General features: G+C 41.9%; 20 protein-coding genes. All 20 read left to right on the top strand.

Going from position 1 to position 21,636, the window contains the following annotated elements:
- Positions 1 to 8: 8 nt before the first annotated feature.
- The gene (gene rbfA, locus V6Z54_RS18185) at positions 9 to 359 is read left to right on the top strand and encodes a 30S ribosome-binding factor RbfA (protein ID WP_007499525.1); all 351 of its coding nucleotides are present in this window, start codon (positions 9 to 11) and stop codon (positions 357 to 359) included.
- Positions 360 to 427: 68 nt separating this feature from the next.
- Entirely contained in the window at positions 428 to 1,357 is a 930-nt protein-coding gene (gene truB / locus V6Z54_RS18180) for a tRNA pseudouridine(55) synthase TruB (protein ID WP_269103559.1), read from the top strand.
- A 17-nt stretch (positions 1,358 to 1,374) separates the two neighbouring features.
- On the top strand, positions 1,375 to 2,340 hold the full coding sequence (gene ribF / locus V6Z54_RS18175) for a bifunctional riboflavin kinase/FAD synthetase (protein ID WP_269103558.1): 966 nt from the start codon (positions 1,375 to 1,377) through the stop codon (positions 2,338 to 2,340).
- A gap of 140 nt (positions 2,341 to 2,480) precedes the next feature.
- Complete coding sequence (gene rpsO / locus V6Z54_RS18170) at positions 2,481 to 2,750, top strand: 30S ribosomal protein S15 (protein ID WP_008354438.1); 270 nt, start codon at positions 2,481 to 2,483, stop codon at positions 2,748 to 2,750.
- A gap of 181 nt (positions 2,751 to 2,931) precedes the next feature.
- Complete coding sequence (gene pnp, locus V6Z54_RS18165) at positions 2,932 to 5,049, top strand: polyribonucleotide nucleotidyltransferase (RefSeq protein ID WP_041084833.1); 2,118 nt, start codon at positions 2,932 to 2,934, stop codon at positions 5,047 to 5,049.
- Positions 5,050 to 5,173: 124 nt separating this feature from the next.
- Positions 5,174 to 6,127 carry a polysaccharide deacetylase family protein gene (locus tag V6Z54_RS18160; protein ID WP_039178663.1) on the top strand — a complete coding sequence of 318 codons (954 nt, stop codon included), beginning with the start codon at positions 5,174 to 5,176 and terminating at the stop codon, positions 6,125 to 6,127.
- Between the two features lie 33 nt (positions 6,128 to 6,160).
- On the top strand, positions 6,161 to 7,390 hold the full coding sequence (locus V6Z54_RS18155) for a pitrilysin family protein (protein WP_039178666.1): 1,230 nt from the start codon (positions 6,161 to 6,163) through the stop codon (positions 7,388 to 7,390).
- Positions 7,391 to 7,463: 73 nt separating this feature from the next.
- Entirely contained in the window at positions 7,464 to 8,390 is a 927-nt protein-coding gene (locus V6Z54_RS18150) for an aminoglycoside phosphotransferase family protein (protein ID WP_269103542.1), read from the top strand.
- 66 nt (positions 8,391 to 8,456) lie between these two features.
- The gene (locus tag V6Z54_RS18145; RefSeq protein ID WP_024424130.1) at positions 8,457 to 8,729 is read left to right on the top strand and encodes a YlmC/YmxH family sporulation protein; all 273 of its coding nucleotides are present in this window, start codon (positions 8,457 to 8,459) and stop codon (positions 8,727 to 8,729) included.
- A gap of 286 nt (positions 8,730 to 9,015) precedes the next feature.
- On the top strand, positions 9,016 to 9,918 hold the full coding sequence (gene dpaA, locus V6Z54_RS18140) for a dipicolinic acid synthetase subunit A (RefSeq protein WP_047202196.1): 903 nt from the start codon (positions 9,016 to 9,018) through the stop codon (positions 9,916 to 9,918).
- Entirely contained in the window at positions 9,915 to 10,508 is a 594-nt protein-coding gene (dpaB, locus tag V6Z54_RS18135; RefSeq protein WP_024427009.1) for a dipicolinate synthase subunit B, read from the top strand. Before dpaA ends, dpaB begins: the two co-directional genes overlap by 4 nt.
- Before the next feature lie 139 nt (positions 10,509 to 10,647).
- A complete protein-coding gene (gene asd, locus V6Z54_RS18130) occupies positions 10,648 to 11,667 on the top strand; it encodes an aspartate-semialdehyde dehydrogenase (protein ID WP_269103536.1) in 1,020 nt (339 codons plus the stop codon).
- 92 nt (positions 11,668 to 11,759) lie between these two features.
- Positions 11,760 to 12,974 (top strand): aspartate kinase, encoded by a 1,215-nt coding sequence (gene dapG / locus V6Z54_RS18125; RefSeq protein ID WP_073979502.1) that lies wholly within the window; start codon positions 11,760 to 11,762, stop codon positions 12,972 to 12,974.
- Between the two features lie 30 nt (positions 12,975 to 13,004).
- Entirely contained in the window at positions 13,005 to 13,871 is an 867-nt protein-coding gene (dapA, locus tag V6Z54_RS18120; RefSeq protein WP_041084805.1) for a 4-hydroxy-tetrahydrodipicolinate synthase, read from the top strand.
- 171 nt (positions 13,872 to 14,042) lie between these two features.
- A complete protein-coding gene (rnjB, locus tag V6Z54_RS18115) occupies positions 14,043 to 15,710 on the top strand; it encodes a ribonuclease J2 (protein ID WP_012010007.1) in 1,668 nt (555 codons plus the stop codon).
- Positions 15,711 to 15,828: 118 nt separating this feature from the next.
- Positions 15,829 to 16,557, top strand: coding sequence for a ClpP family protease (locus tag V6Z54_RS18110; protein WP_024424124.1), 729 nt, complete (start codon positions 15,829 to 15,831; stop codon positions 16,555 to 16,557).
- A complete protein-coding gene (locus V6Z54_RS18105; RefSeq protein ID WP_017359060.1) occupies positions 16,554 to 16,790 on the top strand; it encodes a YlzJ-like family protein in 237 nt (78 codons plus the stop codon). The genes V6Z54_RS18110 and V6Z54_RS18105 overlap by 4 nt, the downstream gene beginning before the upstream one ends.
- Positions 16,791 to 16,900: 110 nt before the next feature.
- Positions 16,901 to 19,273 (top strand): DNA translocase FtsK, encoded by a 2,373-nt coding sequence (locus V6Z54_RS18100; protein ID WP_269103524.1) that lies wholly within the window; start codon positions 16,901 to 16,903, stop codon positions 19,271 to 19,273.
- Positions 19,274 to 19,437: 164 nt separating this feature from the next.
- The gene (locus V6Z54_RS18095; protein ID WP_039178693.1) at positions 19,438 to 20,163 is read left to right on the top strand and encodes a GntR family transcriptional regulator; all 726 of its coding nucleotides are present in this window, start codon (positions 19,438 to 19,440) and stop codon (positions 20,161 to 20,163) included.
- Positions 20,164 to 20,261: 98 nt separating this feature from the next.
- Entirely contained in the window at positions 20,262 to 21,494 is a 1,233-nt protein-coding gene (locus V6Z54_RS18090) for an MFS transporter (RefSeq protein ID WP_175297140.1), read from the top strand.
- Positions 21,495 to 21,636 lie beyond the last annotated feature (142 nt).

The following is a 21,636-nucleotide window of genomic DNA, read 5'->3' as shown; positions in this document are numbered from 1 at the left end:
ATAAGATCATGAGTATGAGAGCAACCCGTGTGGGTGAGCAAATGAAAAAAGAATTGGGCGACATCCTAGGCAGAAAGTTAAAAGATCCAAGAATTGGCTTTTTGACTGTAACCGATGTCGAAGTATCCGGTGATTTGCAAATTGCCAAAGTCTACATTTCTGTTCTTGGCGACGAGAAGAAAAGAGAGGAAACCTTAAAAGGTCTTGCAAAGGCTAAAGGGTACATCCGCTCTGAAATTGGCAATCGAATCAGACTTCGCAAAACACCAGAACTGCATTTTGAATTCGACGAATCCGTAGATTACGGAAACCGAATTGAAAGCCTGATTGCAGAATTAAACACAAAAGATCACGAATAAGACGTTGAAATAAGGATAGGCGATGATCGTCTGTCCTTTTTCATCGTTTATGAAAGGAGAGAACGCAGATGATAAATGGTGTTCTTTTATTACATAAAGAAAGAGGTATGACCTCTCACGACTGTGTGTTTAAGGTAAGAAAAATATTGCACACAAAAAAAGTCGGACATACAGGCACCCTCGACCCAGAGGTTTCAGGTGTTCTGCCTATTTGTATCGGAAGAGCAACGAAGATTGTAGAATACTTAACAGATAAATCGAAAACGTATGATGCAGAAATCACGATTGGTTTTTCTACAACAACAGAAGACCAAACAGGTGAGATCGTAGAAGAAAAAAAAGTGGAAAACCCGATCTTAGAAAAAGACATTGATGCGGCGCTGAAGCAGTTTGAAGGAACCATTGAACAAATTCCTCCCATGTTTTCTGCTGTGAAAATTGGCGGGAAAAAGCTCTATGAATATGCTAGAGAAGGCATTGAAATTGAGCGGCCGGCCCGTGAAATTACCATTCACCGTATCGAGCGGACTACACCTGTCACATATGAGGATGGCAGCGTGTCATTTAGATTCACCGTACTATGCTCAAAGGGAACATATGTGAGAACTTTAGCGGTTGATATCGGGAAGAAACTAGGGTTTCCAGCCCACATGTCACATCTCATTCGTACAGGATCTGGTGATTTTACACTTGATGAATGTATCACGCTGGATCAGTTGCGAGAGATAAGCGAGGAAGGAACTTTAGATGAGCACCTTGTCCCGATCGAGCGTGCGCTCAATCATTTGCCGAAATGGGAGATAAATGATACATTAGCAAGTAAAGTGGAAAACGGTGCAGTCCTGCCAATGCCTGATGAATTTGCTCATTTCGCAGAGGAGGATCGTGTCGCTGTTTTTGCTCCTTCAGGTCGTTGTCTGGCGATATATATGAAGCACCCGACCAAACCGAACCTGATGAAGCCGGCGAAGATCTTATCTCAGGACAAGCAATCTTAAAGAAAAGGTGACATCTCGTGAAGACTATACATATTTCACACCCACATACATTGAATCAAAAGGATCAAGTCCCGTCTGTCATGGCTTTAGGGTACTTTGACGGTGTTCACCTCGGGCATCAAAAAGTCATTGACGAAGCGAAAAGTATTGCAAAAAAAGAAAGATTGGCCTTAGCGGTCATGACATTCCATCCACATCCATCACATGTTTTGCAAAAGGCACGGGAACCAAAAGACTTAATTACACCGCTTGAGGATAAAATTGATTTCATCGAACAGCTGGGCGCTGACTATTTATACATCGTACAATTCAGCGAGAGCTTTGCAGCTCTATCTCCTCAAGAGTTTGTGGATCAATATTTGGATGAATTGAATGTGAAGCACGCAGTAGCGGGGTTTGATTTTACGTTTGGCCGTTTTGGTGCAGGCACAATGGAAACGTTCGATGAATACGGAAAAGGCCGTATCAAGGCAACCATCGTCCCTAAGCTGTCAAATCAAGACCGAAAAGTCAGCTCCACTCTTATCCGTTCTGCATTAAAGAATGGGGATGTTGAATATGTGAGCGAGCTTTTAGGAAAACCTTATCAGCTTCGCGGCATTGTCATCCATGGAGACAAACGCGGACGGACGATCGGATTTCCGACAGCTAATGTCGGCTTATCTGCTGAATACATTATTCCGCCAACAGGGGTTTATGCAGTAAGAGCAGAAGTGAAAGGCAAAGTATATGACGGCGTTTGTAATGTTGGGTATAAACCAACATTTTATGAAAAGCGACCTGATCAGCCTGCCATTGAAGTAAACCTCTTTGATTTCAACGAAGAAATATATGGCCAGCCGATTAAATTACAATGGTTCAAGCGCATTCGCAGTGAACGGAAATTTAACGGAATTCAGGAGCTGACGGCTCAAATTAGTCAAGATAAAGAAGAAGCGATTCAGTTTTTTCAAGATCAGTACAAGCAAACAAAAAAATCATAGAAAAACTGCTCTACCATTTGCAAATTCAGCATATTTTTAGTATGATAATTCCTGTAGCTTTAAAACCACTTACTTGGCAGGCCGACTTCACCGACGGTTGCGAGGTAGATGGGGCTAACATGATTTGGAGGTGAAACAGGATGGCAATTACTCAAGAGCGTAAAACGCAATTAATTAATGAGTTCAAAACACACGAATCTGATACTGGATCTCCAGAAGTTCAGATCGCTGTCCTAACAGAATCAATTAACAACTTGAACGAGCATTTACGTACTCATAAGAAAGATCACCACTCACGTCGCGGTCTTTTGAAAATGGTAGGTAGACGTCGTAATCTTCTTACGTATCTACGTAATAAAGACGTAACTCGTTACCGTGAGTTAATTAACAAACTAGGCTTACGTCGATAATCGTAAAAAGCGGGAGGATTCCCGCTTTTTTATCGTATAATCACTAATATTTTATGGTTAAAATGTTGAAAGAATGGCAAAAACCCTTCTACATACAGCTTTCACATTGATATGTGAAAATCATTTTGTTCATAATAAGAACTAACTAAAACTTTACGATAAGAGAGGAGTTTATCTCAGAATGGGACAAGAGAAACATGTCTTCACCATAGACTGGGCTGGACGTCAACTGACAGTTGAAACTGGCCAGCTTGCAAAGCAAGCAAACGGAGCGGTTCTCGTACGCTACGGAGATACGGCTGTGCTTAGCTCAGCAACAGCTTCTAAAGAACCAAAACCACTTGATTTCTTCCCGCTCACTGTGAACTACGAAGAAAGACTATACGCAGTAGGTAAAATTCCTGGCGGCTTCATTAAAAGAGAAGGCCGTCCAAGTGAAAAGGCTATCCTAGCGAGCCGCTTAATTGACAGACCAATTCGTCCGCTGTTTGCAGATGGATTTAGAAATGAAGTACAAGTCATTAGTATCGTCATGAGTGTGGATCAAGATTGCTCATCTGAAATGGCTGCAATGTTTGGCTCATCTTTAGCTTTATGTGTGTCTGACATTCCATTTGAGGGACCAATCGCCGGCGTTACAGTAGGACGAGTGGATGGAAAGCTCATCATTAACCCAAATGTGGAGCAGCTTGAACAAAGTGACATCAATCTAGTGGTCGCTGGAACAAAAGATGCGATTAACATGGTAGAAGCTGGTGCTGATGAAGTACCGGAAGAAACAATGCTTGAAGCGATCATGTACGGTCACCAAGAAATCAAACGCTTAATTGAATTCCAAGAAGAAATTGTAAAGGCAGTCGGTAAAGAAAAAATCGATATTCCTTTATATGAAGTAGATCAAACGTTAGCAGACGAAGTAAAAGCCCTTGCTGAAGCTGACCTGCTGAAAGCGATTCAAGTACATGAGAAGCATGCACGTGAGGATGCAATCAGTGCTGTGAAAAAAGCTGTAGTTGAGAAGTTTGAAGCAGAAGAACGTGACGAAGCAACGATTAAACAAGCGAAAGATGTATTAAACAAGCTTGTCAAAAATGAAGTTCGTCGTCTGATCACTGAAGAGAAAGTACGTCCAGATGGACGCGGTGTAGATCAAATCCGTCCACTTTCTTCAGAAGTAGGACTTCTGCCAAGAACGCACGGTTCAGGCCTATTTACAAGAGGACAAACACAGGCGCTCAGTATTTGTACATTAGGTGCGCTTGGTGATGTGCAAATTCTTGATGGTCTAGGTGTTGAAGAATCAAAACGCTTCATGCACCATTACAACTTCCCGCAATTCAGTGTTGGTGAGACAGGTCCAATGCGCGGTCCAGGCCGCCGTGAGATCGGACATGGCGCACTAGGTGAACGTGCACTAGAACCAGTCATTCCATCCGAAAAAGATTTCCCTTATACGGTTCGCCTTGTTTCAGAGGTATTAGAATCAAATGGGTCTACTTCACAAGCAAGTATTTGCGCAAGCACACTTGCGATGATGGATGCGGGTGTTCCAATTAAAGCACCAGTTGCAGGGATTGCAATGGGACTTGTGAAATCAGGGGAATACTATACAGTGCTGACAGACATTCAAGGAATGGAAGATGCACTTGGAGATATGGACTTTAAAGTTGCAGGGACATCAAAAGGTGTCACAGCACTTCAAATGGACATCAAAATCGATGGTCTATCAAAAGACATCTTAGAAGAGGCTCTTCAACAAGCGAAAAAAGGAAGAATGGAAATCTTAGACAGCATGCTGTCAACGATTCCTGCTTCTAGAGGAGAATTGTCTCGTTATGCACCAAAAATCTTAACGATGACAATTAATCCGGATAAAATTCGCGATGTCATTGGACCAAGCGGTAAACAAATCAATAAAATCATTGAAGATACTGGTGTAAAAATCGATATTGAACAAGATGGTACAATCTTTATTTCTTCTACAGAAGAAGATATGAACCAAAAAGCGAAGAAAATCATTGAAGATCTTGTGAGAGAAGTTGAAGTAGGACAGCTTTACCTAGGTAAAGTCAAACGCATTGAAAAATTCGGTGCCTTCCTTGAAATCTTCAGCGGAAAAGATGGACTTGTTCATATTTCTGAGCTTGCGCTTGAGCGTGTGGGCAAAGTAGAAGATGTCGTGAAACTTGGCGATGAATTGCTTGTCAAAGTCACTGAAATCGATAAACAAGGCCGTGTGAACCTTTCTCGGAAAGCTGTTTTACGTGAAGAAAAGGAAAAAGAAGAAAACCAGTCTTAATGAGATCAAATAAAATGTGTTAGAAGCCAGGTATCCGTGCCAGGCTTCTTTCTTTTCTTACGCTAACGATAGTTCTAGCTTGTTTCTCCCCATCATAATTTGTGGTAAAGGGGAGGGACAACCATTGAAAAAAACGTTACCATTCATTGTGTTTGTATTTTTACTGCTCGTGTCATATCAAACGATGAAGCAGCCGGCTGCTGTTACATATATTGAATCAATGAAAGAGCATGCCGAGGTAGCATCTGTTTCAAAAGATATTTTATATCAGGAGATTGAATCGAAGTCTTCTGACTATGAAGTAAAGGCGCAAAATGCTAAGATTGATAAAGTGTGGAAAAAGATACCTGGCTTAAATGGACAGACAGTTGATATCGATGCTTCTTATGAAAAAATGAAGAAACAGGGGTCATTCGATGAAAAGCTGCTTGTTTTGAATGAAACAAAACCATCTATTCATTTACATGAACTTGGTGCTGAGCCCATTTATAAAGGACATCCAGATAAAAAAATGAATGCATTTCTCATCAACGTAGCTTGGGGTGACGAGCATTTAATCAACATGTTAAAAACGCTGGAAAAGCATCAAGTCAAGGCGACCTTTTTCTTAGAAGGCAAATGGGTGAAAAAAAGCACAGAGCTTGCTAAAAAAATCGTGGCAGATGGTCATGAAATTGGAAATCATTCATACAATCACCCAGATATGCGCACACTGACAAGAGAACGAGCATTAGAGCAGATAACGAAAACAAATCGCCAAATTGAAGAATCCCTTGGGAAGAAACCAAAATGGTTTGCGCCTCCAAGCGGCAGCTTTAAAGAAGAAACAGTCAAGCTTGCCAAACAAGAAGGCATGGAAACCATTATGTGGACAGTAGACACCATCGACTGGCAAAAGCCATCACCGGCTATTTTACAAAAGCGGGTGCTTGGGAAAATTCACAATGGGGCGATGATATTAATGCATCCAACAGATGCAACGGCGAAAAGTCTTGACGCACTTATCACTCAAATCAAGGAAAGAGGATATGAATTAGGGACGGTTTCTGACCTCCTAAGTGAAAAAAGACATCCGTGATGCGATCTGTTTGTTGAATAGGAGGAGCAAAACTTGGTCAAAACGTATACTTGCCAAAACGGAGTAAGAATTGTACTCGAAAACAATCCCACTGTAAGGTCTGTCGCAATTGGCGTCTGGATTGGAACAGGCTCTAGACATGAGACACCTGAAATTAATGGGATCTCACACTTTTTAGAGCATATGTTCTTTAAAGGGACAAAGACAAGATCTGCACGTGATATCGCAGAATCCTTTGACCGCATTGGTGGTCAAGTGAATGCCTTTACATCAAAAGAATACACTTGCTACTATGCAAAGGTGCTTGATTCACATGCTGGCTACGCCCTCGATGTATTAAGCGACATGTTCTTTCACTCTGCTTTTGATGAAGAAGAGCTGAAAAAAGAAAAAAATGTGGTGTATGAAGAAATTAAAATGTATGAGGATACACCTGATGACATCGTTCATGATTTATTAAGCAAAGCCATTTATGGTGAACATTCATTAGGATATCCGATTTTAGGAACAGAGGAAACACTTTCTACCTTTAACGGAGACTCACTTAGAAAATATATGGATGAATTCTACACGCCGGACCGCGTTGTGATCTCTGTTGCAGGGAACGTAGATGAGACCTTTATTCGTGAGGTTGAAAAGCTATTCGGCTCTTATGAAGGAAAAGGGAAAAAGCAGCCTGTAGAAGCCCCAGCATTTCATTATGACAAGCTCACACGCAAAAAGGAAACGGAACAAGCGCACCTATGCCTGGGCTTTAATGGCCTTCCAGCGGGAGATAAAGGCATCTATGACTTAATCGTCTTAAATAATGTTCTTGGCGGAAGCATGAGCAGCCGATTATTCCAAGATGTAAGAGAGGACAAAGGACTTGCTTATTCCGTCTTCAGCTATCATAGTTCATTTGCAGATAATGGAATGCTGACGATTTATGGCGGAACTGGGGCGAAGCAGCTAAACCTGCTCTCTGAGACCATCTTACAAACATTAGACGTCTTAAAGCGTGAGGGAATCACGCAGAAAGAACTAGAGAACTCTAAAGAGCAAATGAAAGGCAACCTTATGCTGAGCCTTGAAAGTACAAACAGCAAAATGAGCCGAAACGGTAAAAACGAACTGCTCCTTGGCAAACATCGGACACTCGATGAAATTATTGACGAAATCAACAGCGTCACATTAGACGGCGTGAATAACTTATCTAAACGCATCTTTACAGAAGATTATGCGCTCTCGCTTATTAGTCCGACGGGTGATCAGCCATCATAATGTAAACAACACGGCAGACTCAAAAAAGTCTGCCGTTTTTATTGTAGGTAAAGAAGAAAGGGGTTCTGCTTTCATGGAACTTGAAAAACTGAAACAGCTTTCTCCACTTCTGACACAAGCTATTTCCTTCCAACGAATGACATCTGGTTTTTCGGGAGATCGCACCTTTTTGGTTACAATATTATCTAGTGAAAAGATGGTGCTTAAGTTATCGGACATTCAAACGTATTCCCGCTTTAAAAGAAAAGCATCAGTTCAGCGGAAGTTAAAAGATCGAGGGATTCTTTGTTCTGAAGTGATTGAGATTGGAATGAGTGCTGAACTAAACTGTACCTATCGTATTTTCTCCTTTATTGAAGGCGAGATTGGTAGAAAATCAATCCATCTACTCACGAATGAAGAGCAGTATGAGATCGGGAGGCGGGCAGGCAGAGAGCTAAGTTTGATGCATACATGTCATGCACCTTCTCATGTTCGTCCATGGGATGAGAAGGTCATGGCAAAACATGAACGGTATGTACATGCCTATCAATCATGTGGCGTGACGTTTCCAAATGATCAGTTTGTATTAGATTTTATCATGTCGCATGCTGATGCGGTAAAAGAGAGACCTAACCAGTTCCAGCATGATGATTTTCATTTAGGGAATATCATTATACAAGGTAATCAGTATGCCGGTGTGATTGATTTCGATCAATCCGACTGGGGCGACCCGGTTCATGACTTTTATAAATTGTCCTTATTTAGTCGAGAAAGCAGCATTCCGTTTTCAGCTGGACAATTGGATCAATATGTGAGTATGCAGTCCACAAACAATTTTTGGCTTCTTTTTTCCATCTATACAGCAATGAGCTGCTTTTCCTCTATTCTCTGGACACTTTCCTATGATCCGGGGCATGTAAAAGACATGGTGAACCGAGTGGAGAGAATGCTGACAGATCATAATTGCTTTCATCAACTTAAGCCTGTTTGGTATACCAACTCGCATCACATAACTTGAAAAGAGCAGGACGGTCTATTTCTCCCTTTTGATGCATATATGATACGGAAGGGAAGTGATGCGATTTTGAGGCTGAGTGAACTGTCAGGAAAAGAGATCGTCGATATTAAAAGAGCGGAGCGGCTTGGTGTGCTTGGACAAACCGACCTTGAAATCAATGAACAGGACGGTCAAATTACAGCACTCATTATACCTTCCGTGAAGTGGTTTGGCTTTCGAAAACAAGGAAATGACATCCGCGTCCCGTGGAATCACATTCAAAAAATAGGATCAGATATGATCATTCTCGATGTGCCTGAAGAACTTCAGCCGCACGGAGAAAAAGAGCACCCACAATAATGGGTGCTCTCAGCGTGTAGACAAACCCTCGCATTCTTTGTCAGGTCTGCGCTCCGGTGCTCGGCCTTCCTAGACTTCAAAGGTTTTCTATCACGCTGAATAGAAGACAAAGGGCTAAAAGAAACCCCTTTTAGCCCTTTGTCAACAATCTAAGAGCACCCACATGGGTGCTCTTTTTCTTTTCTCTCTCTGATTCGTTCACAGGCTGAATCCTCTCCTCATATGCTGAAAGGGAGATTCAGAAAATATTACAGACTTTTTTAAATAAAGAAGGTGAACGGTCAGTATGTTGAGCGGTTTAACGGTTGCGGTGATCGGGGGAGATGCAAGGCAGCTTGAAATAATTCGCAAGTTGTCACAGCAGCATGCCAAAGTTTTTTTGGTTGGATTTGACCAGCTGGATCATGGATTTATCGGTGCTGAAAAGCTGAAAATGTCTGAACTTCCATTCGAACAAGTAGACAGTATGATCCTGCCAGTATCTGGGGCAACGGATGAAGGCGCTGTTGCTACAGTTTTTTCAAACGAGCAGGTCTTGCTGGAAGCCAAATATTTAGAAAGAACCCCTGCCCATTGTACCTTGTACTCAGGTATTTCAAATACGTACTTAGACAATCTGGCAAAGCAGGTGAACCGGAAGCTTGTGAAGCTGTTTGAGCGAGATGATATTGCCATATATAACTCTATTCCAACAGTTGAAGGAATTATCATGATGGCCATTCAGCAAACGGACTATACGATTCACGGGTCTCATGTCGCTGTTCTCGGACTTGGAAGAACAGGACTCACCATTGCCCGCACATTTCGTGCACTAGGTGCAGACGTAAAAGTAGGGGCGGCAGACACAGCACATTTAGCGAGGGCATTTGAGATGGGGCTTGATCCATTTTCAATGGACCAGTTAAAAGAGGAAGTAACGGATGTTGATATTATCATCAATACCATTCCAAGTCTTGTATTAGATTCATCTGTCATCGTCAGCATGACACCTAAGACACTCATTTTGGATATCGCCTCCCGCCCAGGCGGAACAGACTTTGACTTTGCACAAAAGCACGGAGTGAAGGCACTTCTTGCACCAGGACTCCCGGGGATTGTTGCACCAAAGACAGCAGGACAAATCATTGCAAAAGTGCTTTCCGGGCTTTTATGTGAACTTGCGGAGGAAAAAAGGGGGATGGAATCATGACAACATTAAAAGGGAAAAGAATCGGCTTTGGTTTAACAGGTTCCCACTGTACGTATGAAGCTGTTTTTCCGCAAATCGAAGCGCTCGTAAAAGAAGGGGCAGAAGTGCGTCCAGTGGTGTCGTACACGGTGCAGAGCACGAATACGAGATTTGGAGATGGAGCCGAGTGGATCGAGCGGATTGAGAAGCTGACTGGATTTCAAGCGATTGACTCAATCGTTAAAGCAGAGCCGCTCGGGCCTAAGCTGCCGCTTGATTGTATGGTCATTGCTCCTTTAACTGGAAACTCAATGGCGAAATTTGCAAATGCCATGACAGACAGTCCTGTTTTAATGGCTGCTAAAGCGACCATTCGAAATCATCGACCTGTCGTTTTAGGTATCTCAACAAATGATGCGTTAGGCTTAAATGGTACAAATCTGATGAGGCTGATGTCGACAAAGAATATTTTCTTTATTCCGTTTGGCCAGGATGATCCATTCAAAAAACCGACCTCGATGGTCGCAAACATGGATCTGCTATCTCAAACGGTAGAAGAGGCACTCCAGCATAGACAAATTCAGCCGATTTTAATTGGACCAAACGAATAATAGATTCACTAGAAAATCATGAAAGATTCAAAAAAGATGCTTCAAGCCTTGCTTTTCTATGGTAAAATAAAATGTAAAAAGTCATAGGATGGCCATCCGAAAGAAAAGAATCATGGATGGGTCGGAAGGAGTTTTACTGATGGGAAGAGGATTGCATGTAGCTGTAGTTGGAGCGACTGGAGCTGTCGGTCAACAAATGTTAAAAACACTAGCTGACAGAGATTTTGAAATGGATACACTTACTCTACTATCCTCAAAACGTTCTGCTGGAACAAAAGTGACATTCAGAGGTCAAGAGTACACTGTTCAGGAAGCAACACCTGAAAGCTTTGAAGGAGTGAACATTGCATTATTTAGTGCTGGAGGAAATGTTTCCAAAGCGCTAGCTCCTGAAGCAGTCAAACGAGGCGCGATCGTTGTAGACAACACAAGTGCTTTTCGTATGGACGAAAACATCCCTCTTGTCGTACCAGAGGTAAACGAAAAAGATTTGCATGACCATCAAGGGATCATTGCAAACCCTAACTGTTCAACGATTCAAATGGTAGCGGCATTAGAACCGCTTCGTCAGGCGTATGGCATGAAAAAAGTCATTGTCTCTACGTATCAAGCAGTATCAGGTGCGGGACATGAAGCCATTGACGAACTATACAGCCAATCACAAGCCATTTTAAATAAAGAAGATGTAACACCAGAAGTCATGCCTTATCAAATTGCATTTAATGCGATCCCGCAAATTGATAAGTTCCAAGACAATGGCTATACATTCGAAGAAATGAAAATGATCAACGAAACGAAAAAAATCATGCATATGCCAGAGCTGGAAGTAGCGGCAACATGCGTGAGACTTCCAATTGAAACAGGTCATTCAGAATCTGTCTACGTCGAACTAGAATCAAATGATGCAACAGTTGAAGACCTCAAATCAATTCTAAAAGATGCACCAGGAATTACGCTGCAAGATGATCCGTCTCAACAAATTTATCCAATGCCTGCAGATGCTGTTGGGAAAAACGAAGTATTTGTCGGCCGCATTCGGAAAGATTTGGACCGTCCAAACGGGTTCCATATGTGGATTGTATCTGATAACCTGCTTAAAGGCGCTGCATGGAACTCAGTTCAAATTGCAGAAAGCTTAAAAGCATTAAAATTAGTTTAACATTCAATGGATGATGAGGACGAACAGAAGAGAGTTAGGCATCTTTCGCCTGCTCTCTTCTGTTACGTCAGAATGAACTTGGAGTGAAAACAGTGAAAATAATTGTCCAAAAATTTGGCGGTACATCAGTCAAAGATGATCAAGGTAGAAAAAGGGCACTTGCACATATCTTATCTGCAAAAGAAAAAGGCTATAAGTCGGTTGTCGTCGTTTCTGCAATGGGAAGAAAAGGCGATCCCTATGCGACAGATACGCTGCTTGGTCTGCTTTACGGCAGCGCGCAGCATATGACAAATCGAGAAAAAGACTTGCTTGTTTCCTGCGGAGAGAATATCTCAGCTGTTGTGTTTTCAAGTATGTTGAACGAGAACGGTCTAAAGGCTGTAGCGATGACTGGAGCTCAGGCGGGCTTTGTGACAGATAAGGAGCATACAAGTGCGAAAATTATTGACATGAAGTGCGAACGTCTGGAGGCAGCACTGTCTGAACATGATGTTGTCGTTGTTGCTGGATTCCAGGGAGCTGCGAAAAATGGAGACGTGACAACAATCGGACGAGGTGGCAGTGATACGTCCGCCGCTGCTTTAGGCGCAGCATTGCAGGCAGACTTTATTGATATTTTTACAGATGTAGAAGGTGTTATGACAGCAGATCCCCGCATTGTTGAAAATGCAAAACCGCTGAGAGTCGTGACATATACGGAAATTTGCAACCTCGCATATCAAGGGGCAAAAGTCATTCACCCGAGAGCTGTCGAAATTGCGATGCAAGCAAAAGTACCAATGAGGGTGCGTTCAACATACTCTGATGATGAGGGCACACTCGTTACATCACACTACTCAGATAAAATGAGCCATGATGTGTACGACCGCCTCATTACGGGTATTGCACATGTCAATGATGTGACGCAAATCAAAGTTCCTGCAAAAGAAGGTCAGTACAGCGTACAAACAGAGGTCTTCAAAGCAATGGCAAACGCACAAATCAGTGTCGACTTCTTCAACATCACACCGAGTGAAATTGTGTATACAGTGACAGGTGCAATGACTGATAAGGCAACATCGATCCTAAAAGATCTTGGCTATACGCCAATTGTGACAACAAATTGTGCGAAAGTATCAGCTGTTGGCGCAGGCATTATGGGTGTACCAGGTGTCACATCTAAAATTGTATCGGCACTATCCGAGCAAAACATTCCGATTTTACAATCAGCTGACAGTCATACGACCATTTGGGTGTTAGTGAACGAAGAAAACATGAGAGCGGCCGTCAATGCCCTGCATGAAGTGTTTGAACTTTCAAGATAAATGTGATTGAATCATGATGAGGTGAAAAAAATGAATTTCGGAAATATCGCAACAGCTATGATTACACCTTTTGATAAAAAGGGCAACATCGATTTCCAAAAGCTATCAATTCTCATTGATTATTTATTAAAAAACGGCAGTGACTCCTTAGTCGTTGCAGGGACAACAGGCGAATCGCCAACTTTATCGAATGAAGAAAAAGTCGCTCTTTTTCAGCAATCGGTAAAATTAGCAAATGGTCGTTGTAAAATCATTGCAGGAACAGGCAGTAATAATACAAATGCGTCTATCAAACTAACGAAAAAAGCAGAAGAAGCGGGCGTTGATGCAGTGATGCTTGTCGTACCTTATTACAACAAGCCATCACAGGAAGGCATGTATGCACACTTTAAAGCAATTGCCGAGTCTACATCTCTTCCTGTCATGCTTTACAATGTACCAGGAAGAACAGTCGCTTCATTAGCACCAGAAACAACGATTAAGCTTGCGCAAATACCAAACATTGTTGCCATCAAAGAAGCAAGCGGCGATCTTGATGCCATGACAAAAATCATTGCAGAGACGCCAGAAGATTTCGACGTATATTCAGGAGACGATAGTTTAACACTTCCGGCTGTATCTGTTGGTGCAAAAGGAGTTGTCTCTGTTGCATCTCATATCGTAGGGCTGGATATGCAGCAAATGCTGAAAAGCTATGCTTCAGGCCAAACAGCGAATGCAGCATTGATCCATCAAAAGCTGCTTCCAATCATGAAACAGCTTTTCTCAGCGCCAAATCCAACGCCTGTCAAAACAGCTCTTCAGCTGAAAGGACTAGACGTCGGATCTGTTCGTCTTCCGCTTTTGCCTTTGTCAGAAGAAGAGAGATTGAATTTAAGCAGCGTTTTAAACAGCTGATCAAAACAAAAGATTTCGTAAGCGGTCATTCTCAGATGTCCCTGAGTATGACCGTTTTTTATACATAAACACTTTCTTAAAATGTGACTTCATCTTGTTTTCTAAAATTAGATTCAGTTATAATAGCATTAAGCGATGATGGACGGGCTTGAGACTAGGAGGATAAGAATTTTGAAAAAGAAAAATACAGAGAACGTAAGAATTATTGCACTCGGAGGCGTTGGAGAAATCGGAAAAAACCTATATGTCATTGAGATTGACTCTGACATATATGTAGTAGATGCAGGTTTAATGCATCCAGAAAATGAAATGCTGGGCATTGACGTCGTCATTCCTGATATCTCTTACTTAACAGAACGTGCTGATCGGGTGAAAGCAATTTTTCTTACCCACGGACATGACGAAGCAATCGGAGGCGTATTCCATTGCTTGAGCAAATTGTCTGTACCAGTCTACGGAACGAAGCTGACCCTTGCGTTACTTCGAGAAAAATTAAAGCAGTATGGCTTCAATCAAAAAGCTGATTTGCGTGAGGTACATGCAAAATCAGTCATTACTTTTGAAACAACAAAAGTATCATTCTTTAGAACGAATCACAGCATCCCTGATTCAGTTGGGATCAGCTTCAAAACCTCTCTTGGTTCAATCGTATGCACAGGTGATTTTAAATTTGATCAAACCCCAGCGCTTAACCAAGCCTGTGACATCGGAGAGATTGCGAAAATTGGAAACAATGGCGTTTTAGCACTACTTTCAGACAGTGCAAATGCTGAAAAACCAGGCTATACACCTTCTGAGGCGCTCGTCCAAGACGAAATCTCAAATGCGATGTACAATGCTGAAAATCGTGTGATTGTTGCTGTGTCTTCATCTAATATTAACCGCGTGCAGCAGATCATTAATGCAACCAATCAAAATGGCCGTAAGCTTGCCGTTGCAGGGAAGAATATGATGACAACCCTTCAGCTGGCGATCAAGCTTGGTTATGTGACAGCAGACGAAGAATTATTTGTACCCGTTCAAGAAGTGAAGAAAATGGCGAAAAACGATGTGGTCATCCTGACTGCTGGAAGCCACGGAGAGCCGCTTGCTGCTTTAACAAAAATGGCAAAGCAAAATCACAAACAGCTTCATATTGAAAAAGATGACACTGTTGTGATTGCATCTACACCACTTCCTGGACAAGAACTCACATACTCTAAAACAGTGGATTTCCTCACAAGAAGCGGAGCACAAGTCATTTTTGCGCAAAAACGTGTGCATGTATCTGGACATGGCTGCCAAGAAGAGTTAAAGCTGATGCTGAACTTACTAAAACCGAAGTATTTAATTCCGGTGAATGGCGAATATCGTATGCAAAAAGCACATTCTCGTATTGCCGAAGAAGTAGGTATGAAACGCAGCGACATTTTCTTGATTGATAAAGGAGATGTGGTTGAGTTTAGAGGACAGAACGTCAAAATCGGTGAAAAAGTTCACCAAGGGAACATTTTAATCGATGGTCTTGGCGTAGGTGATATCGGAAACATCGTGCTACGCGATAGACGCCTGTTGTCTCAAGACGGCATCTTGATCGTTGTCATTACGCTCGATAAACAAAAGAAACAATTAATTTCTGGACCTGAAATCATCACAAGAGGATTTGTCTATGTAAGAGAATCCGAAGAGCTGATTGTGAAAGCAACAGAAATGGTCAAAGGGATTGTCAAAGAGCAAACGGAAAACTCGATTGTTGAATGGTCAACATTGAAACAATCCATGCGCGATGTACTCAATCAATTCCTATATGAAAAAACAAAACGTAAGCCGATGATCATTCCAATTATTATGGAAGTGTGATGATAAAGCCCAAGGAGCATAAGCTCTTTGGGTTTTTTGATGTAGCGTGAGGAATGCGGATGGAATATGCCCTATTTGTTCATAATAAGAGAAGAGTTTGAGGAAAGGATGGAGACAAATGGACGAAAAGAATGAACAGCAGCCTGAGCGAAAGCCAGAAGAAAAAGATAGCATTATGAGCAAAATACAGCAGCTCGGTGAAACAGCCGTCCCGCAGCTGCCGCAAGATACAAATATCCATTGCCTCACCATTATTGGACAAATAGAAGGCCACATGCAGCTTCCACCGCAAAATAAAACAACCAAATACGAACATGTCATTCCACAAATCGTAGCCGTTGAACAAAACCCGAAAATAGAGGGCCTTTTGATCATCTTAAATACAGTAGGCGGCGATGTTGAAGCGGGACTTGCGATTGCAGAAATGCTTGCTTCTTTATCGAAACCAACTGTTTCGATTGTGCTTGGCGGCGGCCACTCTATAGGTGTCCCTATTGCTGTATCGTGTGACTATTCGTATATTGCCGAAACAGCCACAATGACCATTCATCCTGTGCGATTAACAGGTCTTGTCATTGGTGTTCCGCAAACCTTCGAATACTTAGATAAAATGCAGGAAAGGGTCATTAACTTTGTCACAAGCCACTCCAACATTACAGAAGAGAAGTTTAAAGAGCTCATGTTCTCAAAAGGCAATTTGACAAGAGACATCGGAACAAATGTCGTTGGTCATGAGGCAGCGGAATACGGACTCATGAATGAAGTGGGCGGTGTAGGACAAGCGATTAAAAAGTTAAATGAACTTATCGGAGACAGAGCATCTCAAAACGAGGGGCTGATCCAATGATTTTATATACGCCTATGCCATATGAAGCCATTTATGCTGAGGAACAGGGAGAACGTAAACTCCAGCAGGTAAACATTCAAGGTGTGCCAGTGATGGTTGAAATGAAAGAAGATGAAGCAGAAATCGTTCAAGTCATGAGCACCAATCCAATGGATTTTCTCAATCAAGAGCTTGCACCAGGCAAGCGATTGAAGTTACAGTTAGGTACCAATCAAACCGACTCATATGAATGATTCTATGCTATAATAAAGGGAAAACTTACAACAAGATGCAGCCAAAACCAGGCTGCTTTCTTTCTGATCTTTCGGTAGGTTATATTTTCTTTCGTAGTAAGGTGATGAGTATGGCTAAAAAGAGAAAACGGAAAACGAGAAAAAAACAAAATAAACAGCTAAAACTGAAATATGAATTAAATGGGTTAGTCTGTATTGCCATAGCGATCATTGCCATTTTACAGCTGGGCGTTGTTGGACAAACCTTTGTACATCTATTCCGATTCTTTGCAGGTGAATGGTTCATTCTCTGCCTTATCGGATTATTTCTTTTTGGTGTGACGATTTTCTGGAAAAAACAAATCCCAGATATTCTGACAAGAAGAAAAGCAGGTCTCTACTGCATTATTGCGAGTATCTTGCTTTTGTCACATGTGAAGCTCTTTCAGCATCTATCGTCTGCTGGCGTCATTGGCTCTCAAAGTGTGATTAGAAATACATTTGAGCTTTTCTTGATGGATATGAAAGGTGAAACAGGGTCACCTGATTTAGGGGGCGGCATGATCGGAGCTGTATTGTTTGCTGCTTCTTATTTCTTATTTGCGCAAGCAGGCTCGCAAATCATGGCCATTGTTCTGATGTTGATTGGAATTGTCCTGATTACAAACCGATCCCTTCAGGAAATGGTGAAAAAAGTGACGATTCCTGTATCACAATTTATGGTGAAGCAGTGGAAGGCGTTTGTTGAAGATATGAAAGGAATCAGGCAGGCGAAAAAGAGCGCATCCTCTCAGAAAACAGGTGAAAAGAAAAAACGTTCACGCATTCAAGAAGAAGACGAGGATGATTTCATCTTGATCGAAGAGGAAACACCGGCTTCTGATAATAGCCAGCCGATTATTTCAAGCTTTGCAGACAGAGATGACATTCTCACCCCGCCGGTTCAAAAAAAGCAGGCGGCAAAAGAGACAGATCCTCTTCAGGAGTCTGTGCAAAGCGCACCAGTTCAATCAGATACAGCTGATGAACCAAAAGAGGCGCCGCCTATGACATTTACAGAACTTGAAAACAAAGATTACGAATTGCCGTCACTTGATATTTTGGCAGAGCCCCAGCATTCAGGTCAGCAAACAGATAAGAAAAATATATATGAAAATGCAAGAAAGCTTGAAAAAACATTTCAAAGCTTTGGTGTGAAAGCAAAAGTCACACAGGTTCATTTAGGTCCAGCTGTGACCAAATATGAAGTCTATCCAGATGTCGGCGTGAAGGTCAGCAAAATCGTCAATCTAAGTGATGATTTAGCCCTCGCCCTTGCAGCAAAGGACATTCGAATTGAGGCACCGATTCCTGGTAAATCAGCGATCGGGATTGAAGTTCCGAATGCAGAAATTGCTATGGTTTCATTAAAAGAGGTATTAGAATCGAAGCAAAATGACCGTCCAAATGCTAAGCTTCTCATTGGACTAGGCCGCAATATTTCGGGTGAAGCCGTGCTTGCTGAAATGAACAAAATGCCGCATTTGCTTGTAGCAGGTTCGACTGGAAGCGGAAAAAGCGTGTGTATCAATGGTATTATCACAAGCATTCTCATGAGAGCGAAGCCTCATGAAGTGAAAATGATGATGATCGATCCGAAAATGGTTGAATTAAATGTGTATAACGGCATTCCGCACCTTTTGGCTCCTGTCGTAACAGACCCTAAGAAAGCCTCGCAGGCACTTAAAAAAGTTGTCAGCGAAATGGAACGCCGCTATGAATTGTTTTCTCATACGGGAACAAGAAATATTGAAGGATACAATGATTACATTAAACGAATGAATCAAACAGAAGATGCCAATCAGCCAGAGCTTCCTTATATTGTTGTCATTGTAGACGAGCTTGCTGATTTAATGATGGTCGCTTCCTCTGATGTGGAAGATTCCATTACAAGACTTTCTCAAATGGCTCGTGCTGCGGGGATTCATTTGATTATCGCCACACAAAGACCCTCTGTCGATGTCATTACAGGTGTCATTAAAGCCAACATCCCGTCCCGCATTGCCTTTAGCGTATCCTCACAAACAGATTCAAGGACGATCCTTGATATGGGGGGCGCAGAAAAGCTGCTGGGAAGAGGGGACATGCTGTTTTTACCTGTAGGGGCAAACAAGCCGGTTCGTGTGCAAGGCGCCTTTTTATCAGATGAAGAAGTGGAACATGTTGTTGACCACGTGATCACGCAGCAAAAAGCACAATACCAAGAGGAAATGATTCCAAGCGAAGAAACGCAGGATCAGCTTGCGGCTGTGGAAGATGATCTATATGATGAAGCAGTTGAACTGATTATCGGTATGCAGACGGCTTCTGTCTCTATGCTGCAAAGAAGGTTCCGCATCGGTTATACCCGGGCGGCACGTCTCATTGATGCAATGGAAGAGCGAGGCGTGGTAGGCCCATATGAAGGAAGTAAACCGAGAGAAGTTCTTCTCTCAAAAGAACAATATGACGAGCTCTCTTCATAAATTGAAGAGAGCTTTCCTGAAAAATAGTGAACGATAGTATGATTATGTTAACTGGATGTCAGACTATTTATTTATTTGCAAAAACATGATATAGTTATGTTCAACTTATCTCGGAATAGAGATTTCTCATCTTATCATTTGCATTGATTAGACGGAGGGAAAACATGTCGACCAAAACAGACAATCGCCATTTATATTTGAAAGTGATTGACCGTATTAAAGAAGATATTCAAACAGGTGTATATGCCGAAAAAGAAAAGCTGCCTTCTGAGTTTGAGCTCTCAAAGCTTTTAGGTGTGAGCAGAGCGACACTGCGTGAAGCCCTTCGTATATTAGAAGAAGAAAAGTATTTAATTAGAAGGCATGGTGTGGGGACTTTTGTCAATTCAAGACCACTTTTTTCGACAGGTATAGAACAGCTGACAAGTGTCACGAAAATGATTGAGCAGGTCAATATGACGCCTGGCACCATCTTTTTATCCTCGCAAGAAGGGGAGCCAACAGAGAATGATGTCATTCGTTTTCAGTGTGATGAATCTGATGGGATTTTTTCAATGGAACGCGTTCGAACGGCAGATGGACAGCCAGTTGTTTATTGTTTAGATAAAATTCCGGTCAAACACCTTCCCGCTTCTTTTACACATGAAGAAGAGTCTCTTTTTGAACTGTTTGGAAGAGAACCGCACAGCGGGATTAAATATGCAGTTGCGGACATTGAACCAATTGGCTACCACGATCAGGTCTCACCGATTCTAGATTGTGACCCTGAAACGGCGTTATTATTACTGAAACAAATGCATTATGATCAGGATGATCAGCCGGTCTTATACTCCCTCAATTATTTTCGAGCGGATAAATTTAGCTTTCATGTCATACGCAAACGATTTTAAAAAGCAGTCGCTTCCATATGCGGCTGCTTTTTGTTTGCCATACATAATACTCGTCAAACTTGCCACACTAATACGTAACAGTATATAGAATTGGGTGAATGATGTTGGGCGAGAAAACAGTCAGTAAAAAGAATATCATTGCATTATCATCAGTGCCTTTAATCATGACACTTGGGAACTCGATGTTAATACCAGTATTGCCAGAGATAGAAAAGAAACTCTCGATCACTTCCTTTCAAGTCTCTCTCATTATTACGGTATATTCGGTTGTAGCAATCCTATGTATTCCAATTGCCGGTTACTTATCAGACCGGATTGGGCGGAAAAAGGTACTGCTGCCGTGTCTTTTAATCGCCGGACTTGGAGGCGCTGTGGCAGCAGTCGCCTCAACAATCATGAAAGAACCGTATATGTGGATTCTTCTTGGCAGGGTCCTTCAAGGTGTCGGTTCAGCTGGAGCGGCACCTGTTGTTATGCCGTTTATAGGAGATTTGTTTCATGATGATGAAGAGGTAAGTGCAGGACTTGGCGCCATTGAAACCTCTAACACAGCGGGAAAGGTCCTAAGCCCGATTATTGGGGCACTTCTTGCTTCATGGTTTTGGTTTGTGCCGTTTTGGTTTATTCCGTTCTTTTCGATCATCAGCTTTCTTATGGTACTGTTCATGGTAGAGTCGGCGAAAAAAGAGGAGGACCCGCCTACATTTAAAGAATTTTTAAAATCAACAAAGAGCATTTTTAAGCATGAGGGACGCTGGCTTTATGCCATTTTTGCTATTGGCGGTTTTATTATGTTTCTTCTTTTTGGTGTGCTCTTTTACTTATCTGATAACCTAGAGGCGGCTTATCAAATAAAGGGTGTCAAAAAAGGGCTCCTGCTGAGTATCCCGCTCCTTTTTCTATCTATCAGTTCCTACATTGCTGGAAAAACGATTGGAAAAGAAAAAGGGAAAATGAGAATCTTTTTAATCGCAGGTATGGCTTTGTTATCACTTTCTTATATTTTTTTATGGTGGAATCACAGTTTTTACGTCTTGTTTATTTGTTTAAGCATTGGCGGTGTTGGCATCGGGATTGTGCTGCCTGCACTTGATGCGCTGATTACAGAAGGAATTGAAAAAGAACAGTGTGGTACCATTACGTCATTTTATAGCAGTATGCGTTTTATCGGTGTTGCTTTAGGACCTCCGATTTTTGCCTATCTTATGGATAAAGGGGACTCCATTGTTTTTATTCTCTCGACCATTTGCAGTCTCATTTCACTATTTTTGGTCCTCTTTTTCATCCAGCCAGATGAAGAGGATGAGAGCGAACAATTGAAAACAGTTTAAAAAAAAAGACGGCATTTTGCCATCTTTTTTCTTTTTTATAAATTGACATGTAAAATTTTGATAGTTAAACTAATGTATAGTAATATCTTTTAAATTATCCCAAATTGGAGGTGTTCAAAAACATTCATTTTCTGTCTTTCTT

The organism is Bacillus sp. MAG717A (assembly GCF_036884855.1).
In the GTDB taxonomy this organism is placed as follows: Bacteria; Bacillota; Bacilli; order Bacillales; family Bacillaceae; genus Bacillus; species Bacillus safensis.
The sequence above is the reverse complement of the archived record's forward strand: the minus strand, read 5'-3'. Positions and strand labels throughout refer to the sequence as shown.

Bases quoted from the DNA above. Each gene is read 5' to 3' on its own strand.
- rbfA (WP_007499525.1), top strand. From the start codon at position 9: ATGAGTATGAGAGCAACCCGTGTGGGTGAGCAAATGAAAAAAGAATTG.
- truB (WP_269103559.1), top strand. From the start codon at position 428: ATGATAAATGGTGTTCTTTTATTACATAAAGAAAGAGGTATGACCTCT.
- rpsO (WP_008354438.1), top strand. From the start codon at position 2,481: ATGGCAATTACTCAAGAGCGTAAAACGCAATTAATTAATGAGTTCAAA.
- pnp (WP_041084833.1), top strand. From the start codon at position 2,932: ATGGGACAAGAGAAACATGTCTTCACCATAGACTGGGCTGGACGTCAA.
- V6Z54_RS18150 (WP_269103542.1), top strand. From the start codon at position 7,464: ATGGAACTTGAAAAACTGAAACAGCTTTCTCCACTTCTGACACAAGCT.
- dpaA (WP_047202196.1), top strand. From the start codon at position 9,016: ATGTTGAGCGGTTTAACGGTTGCGGTGATCGGGGGAGATGCAAGGCAG.
- dpaB (WP_024427009.1), top strand. From the start codon at position 9,915: ATGACAACATTAAAAGGGAAAAGAATCGGCTTTGGTTTAACAGGTTCC.
- asd (WP_269103536.1), top strand. From the start codon at position 10,648: ATGGGAAGAGGATTGCATGTAGCTGTAGTTGGAGCGACTGGAGCTGTC.
- dapA (WP_041084805.1), top strand. From the start codon at position 13,005: ATGAATTTCGGAAATATCGCAACAGCTATGATTACACCTTTTGATAAA.
- V6Z54_RS18110 (WP_024424124.1), top strand. From the start codon at position 15,829: ATGGACGAAAAGAATGAACAGCAGCCTGAGCGAAAGCCAGAAGAAAAA.
- V6Z54_RS18105 (WP_017359060.1), top strand. From the start codon at position 16,554: ATGATTTTATATACGCCTATGCCATATGAAGCCATTTATGCTGAGGAA.
- V6Z54_RS18100 (WP_269103524.1), top strand. From the start codon at position 16,901: ATGGCTAAAAAGAGAAAACGGAAAACGAGAAAAAAACAAAATAAACAG.
- V6Z54_RS18095 (WP_039178693.1), top strand. From the start codon at position 19,438: ATGTCGACCAAAACAGACAATCGCCATTTATATTTGAAAGTGATTGAC.
- V6Z54_RS18090 (WP_175297140.1), top strand. From the start codon at position 20,262: ATGATGTTGGGCGAGAAAACAGTCAGTAAAAAGAATATCATTGCATTA.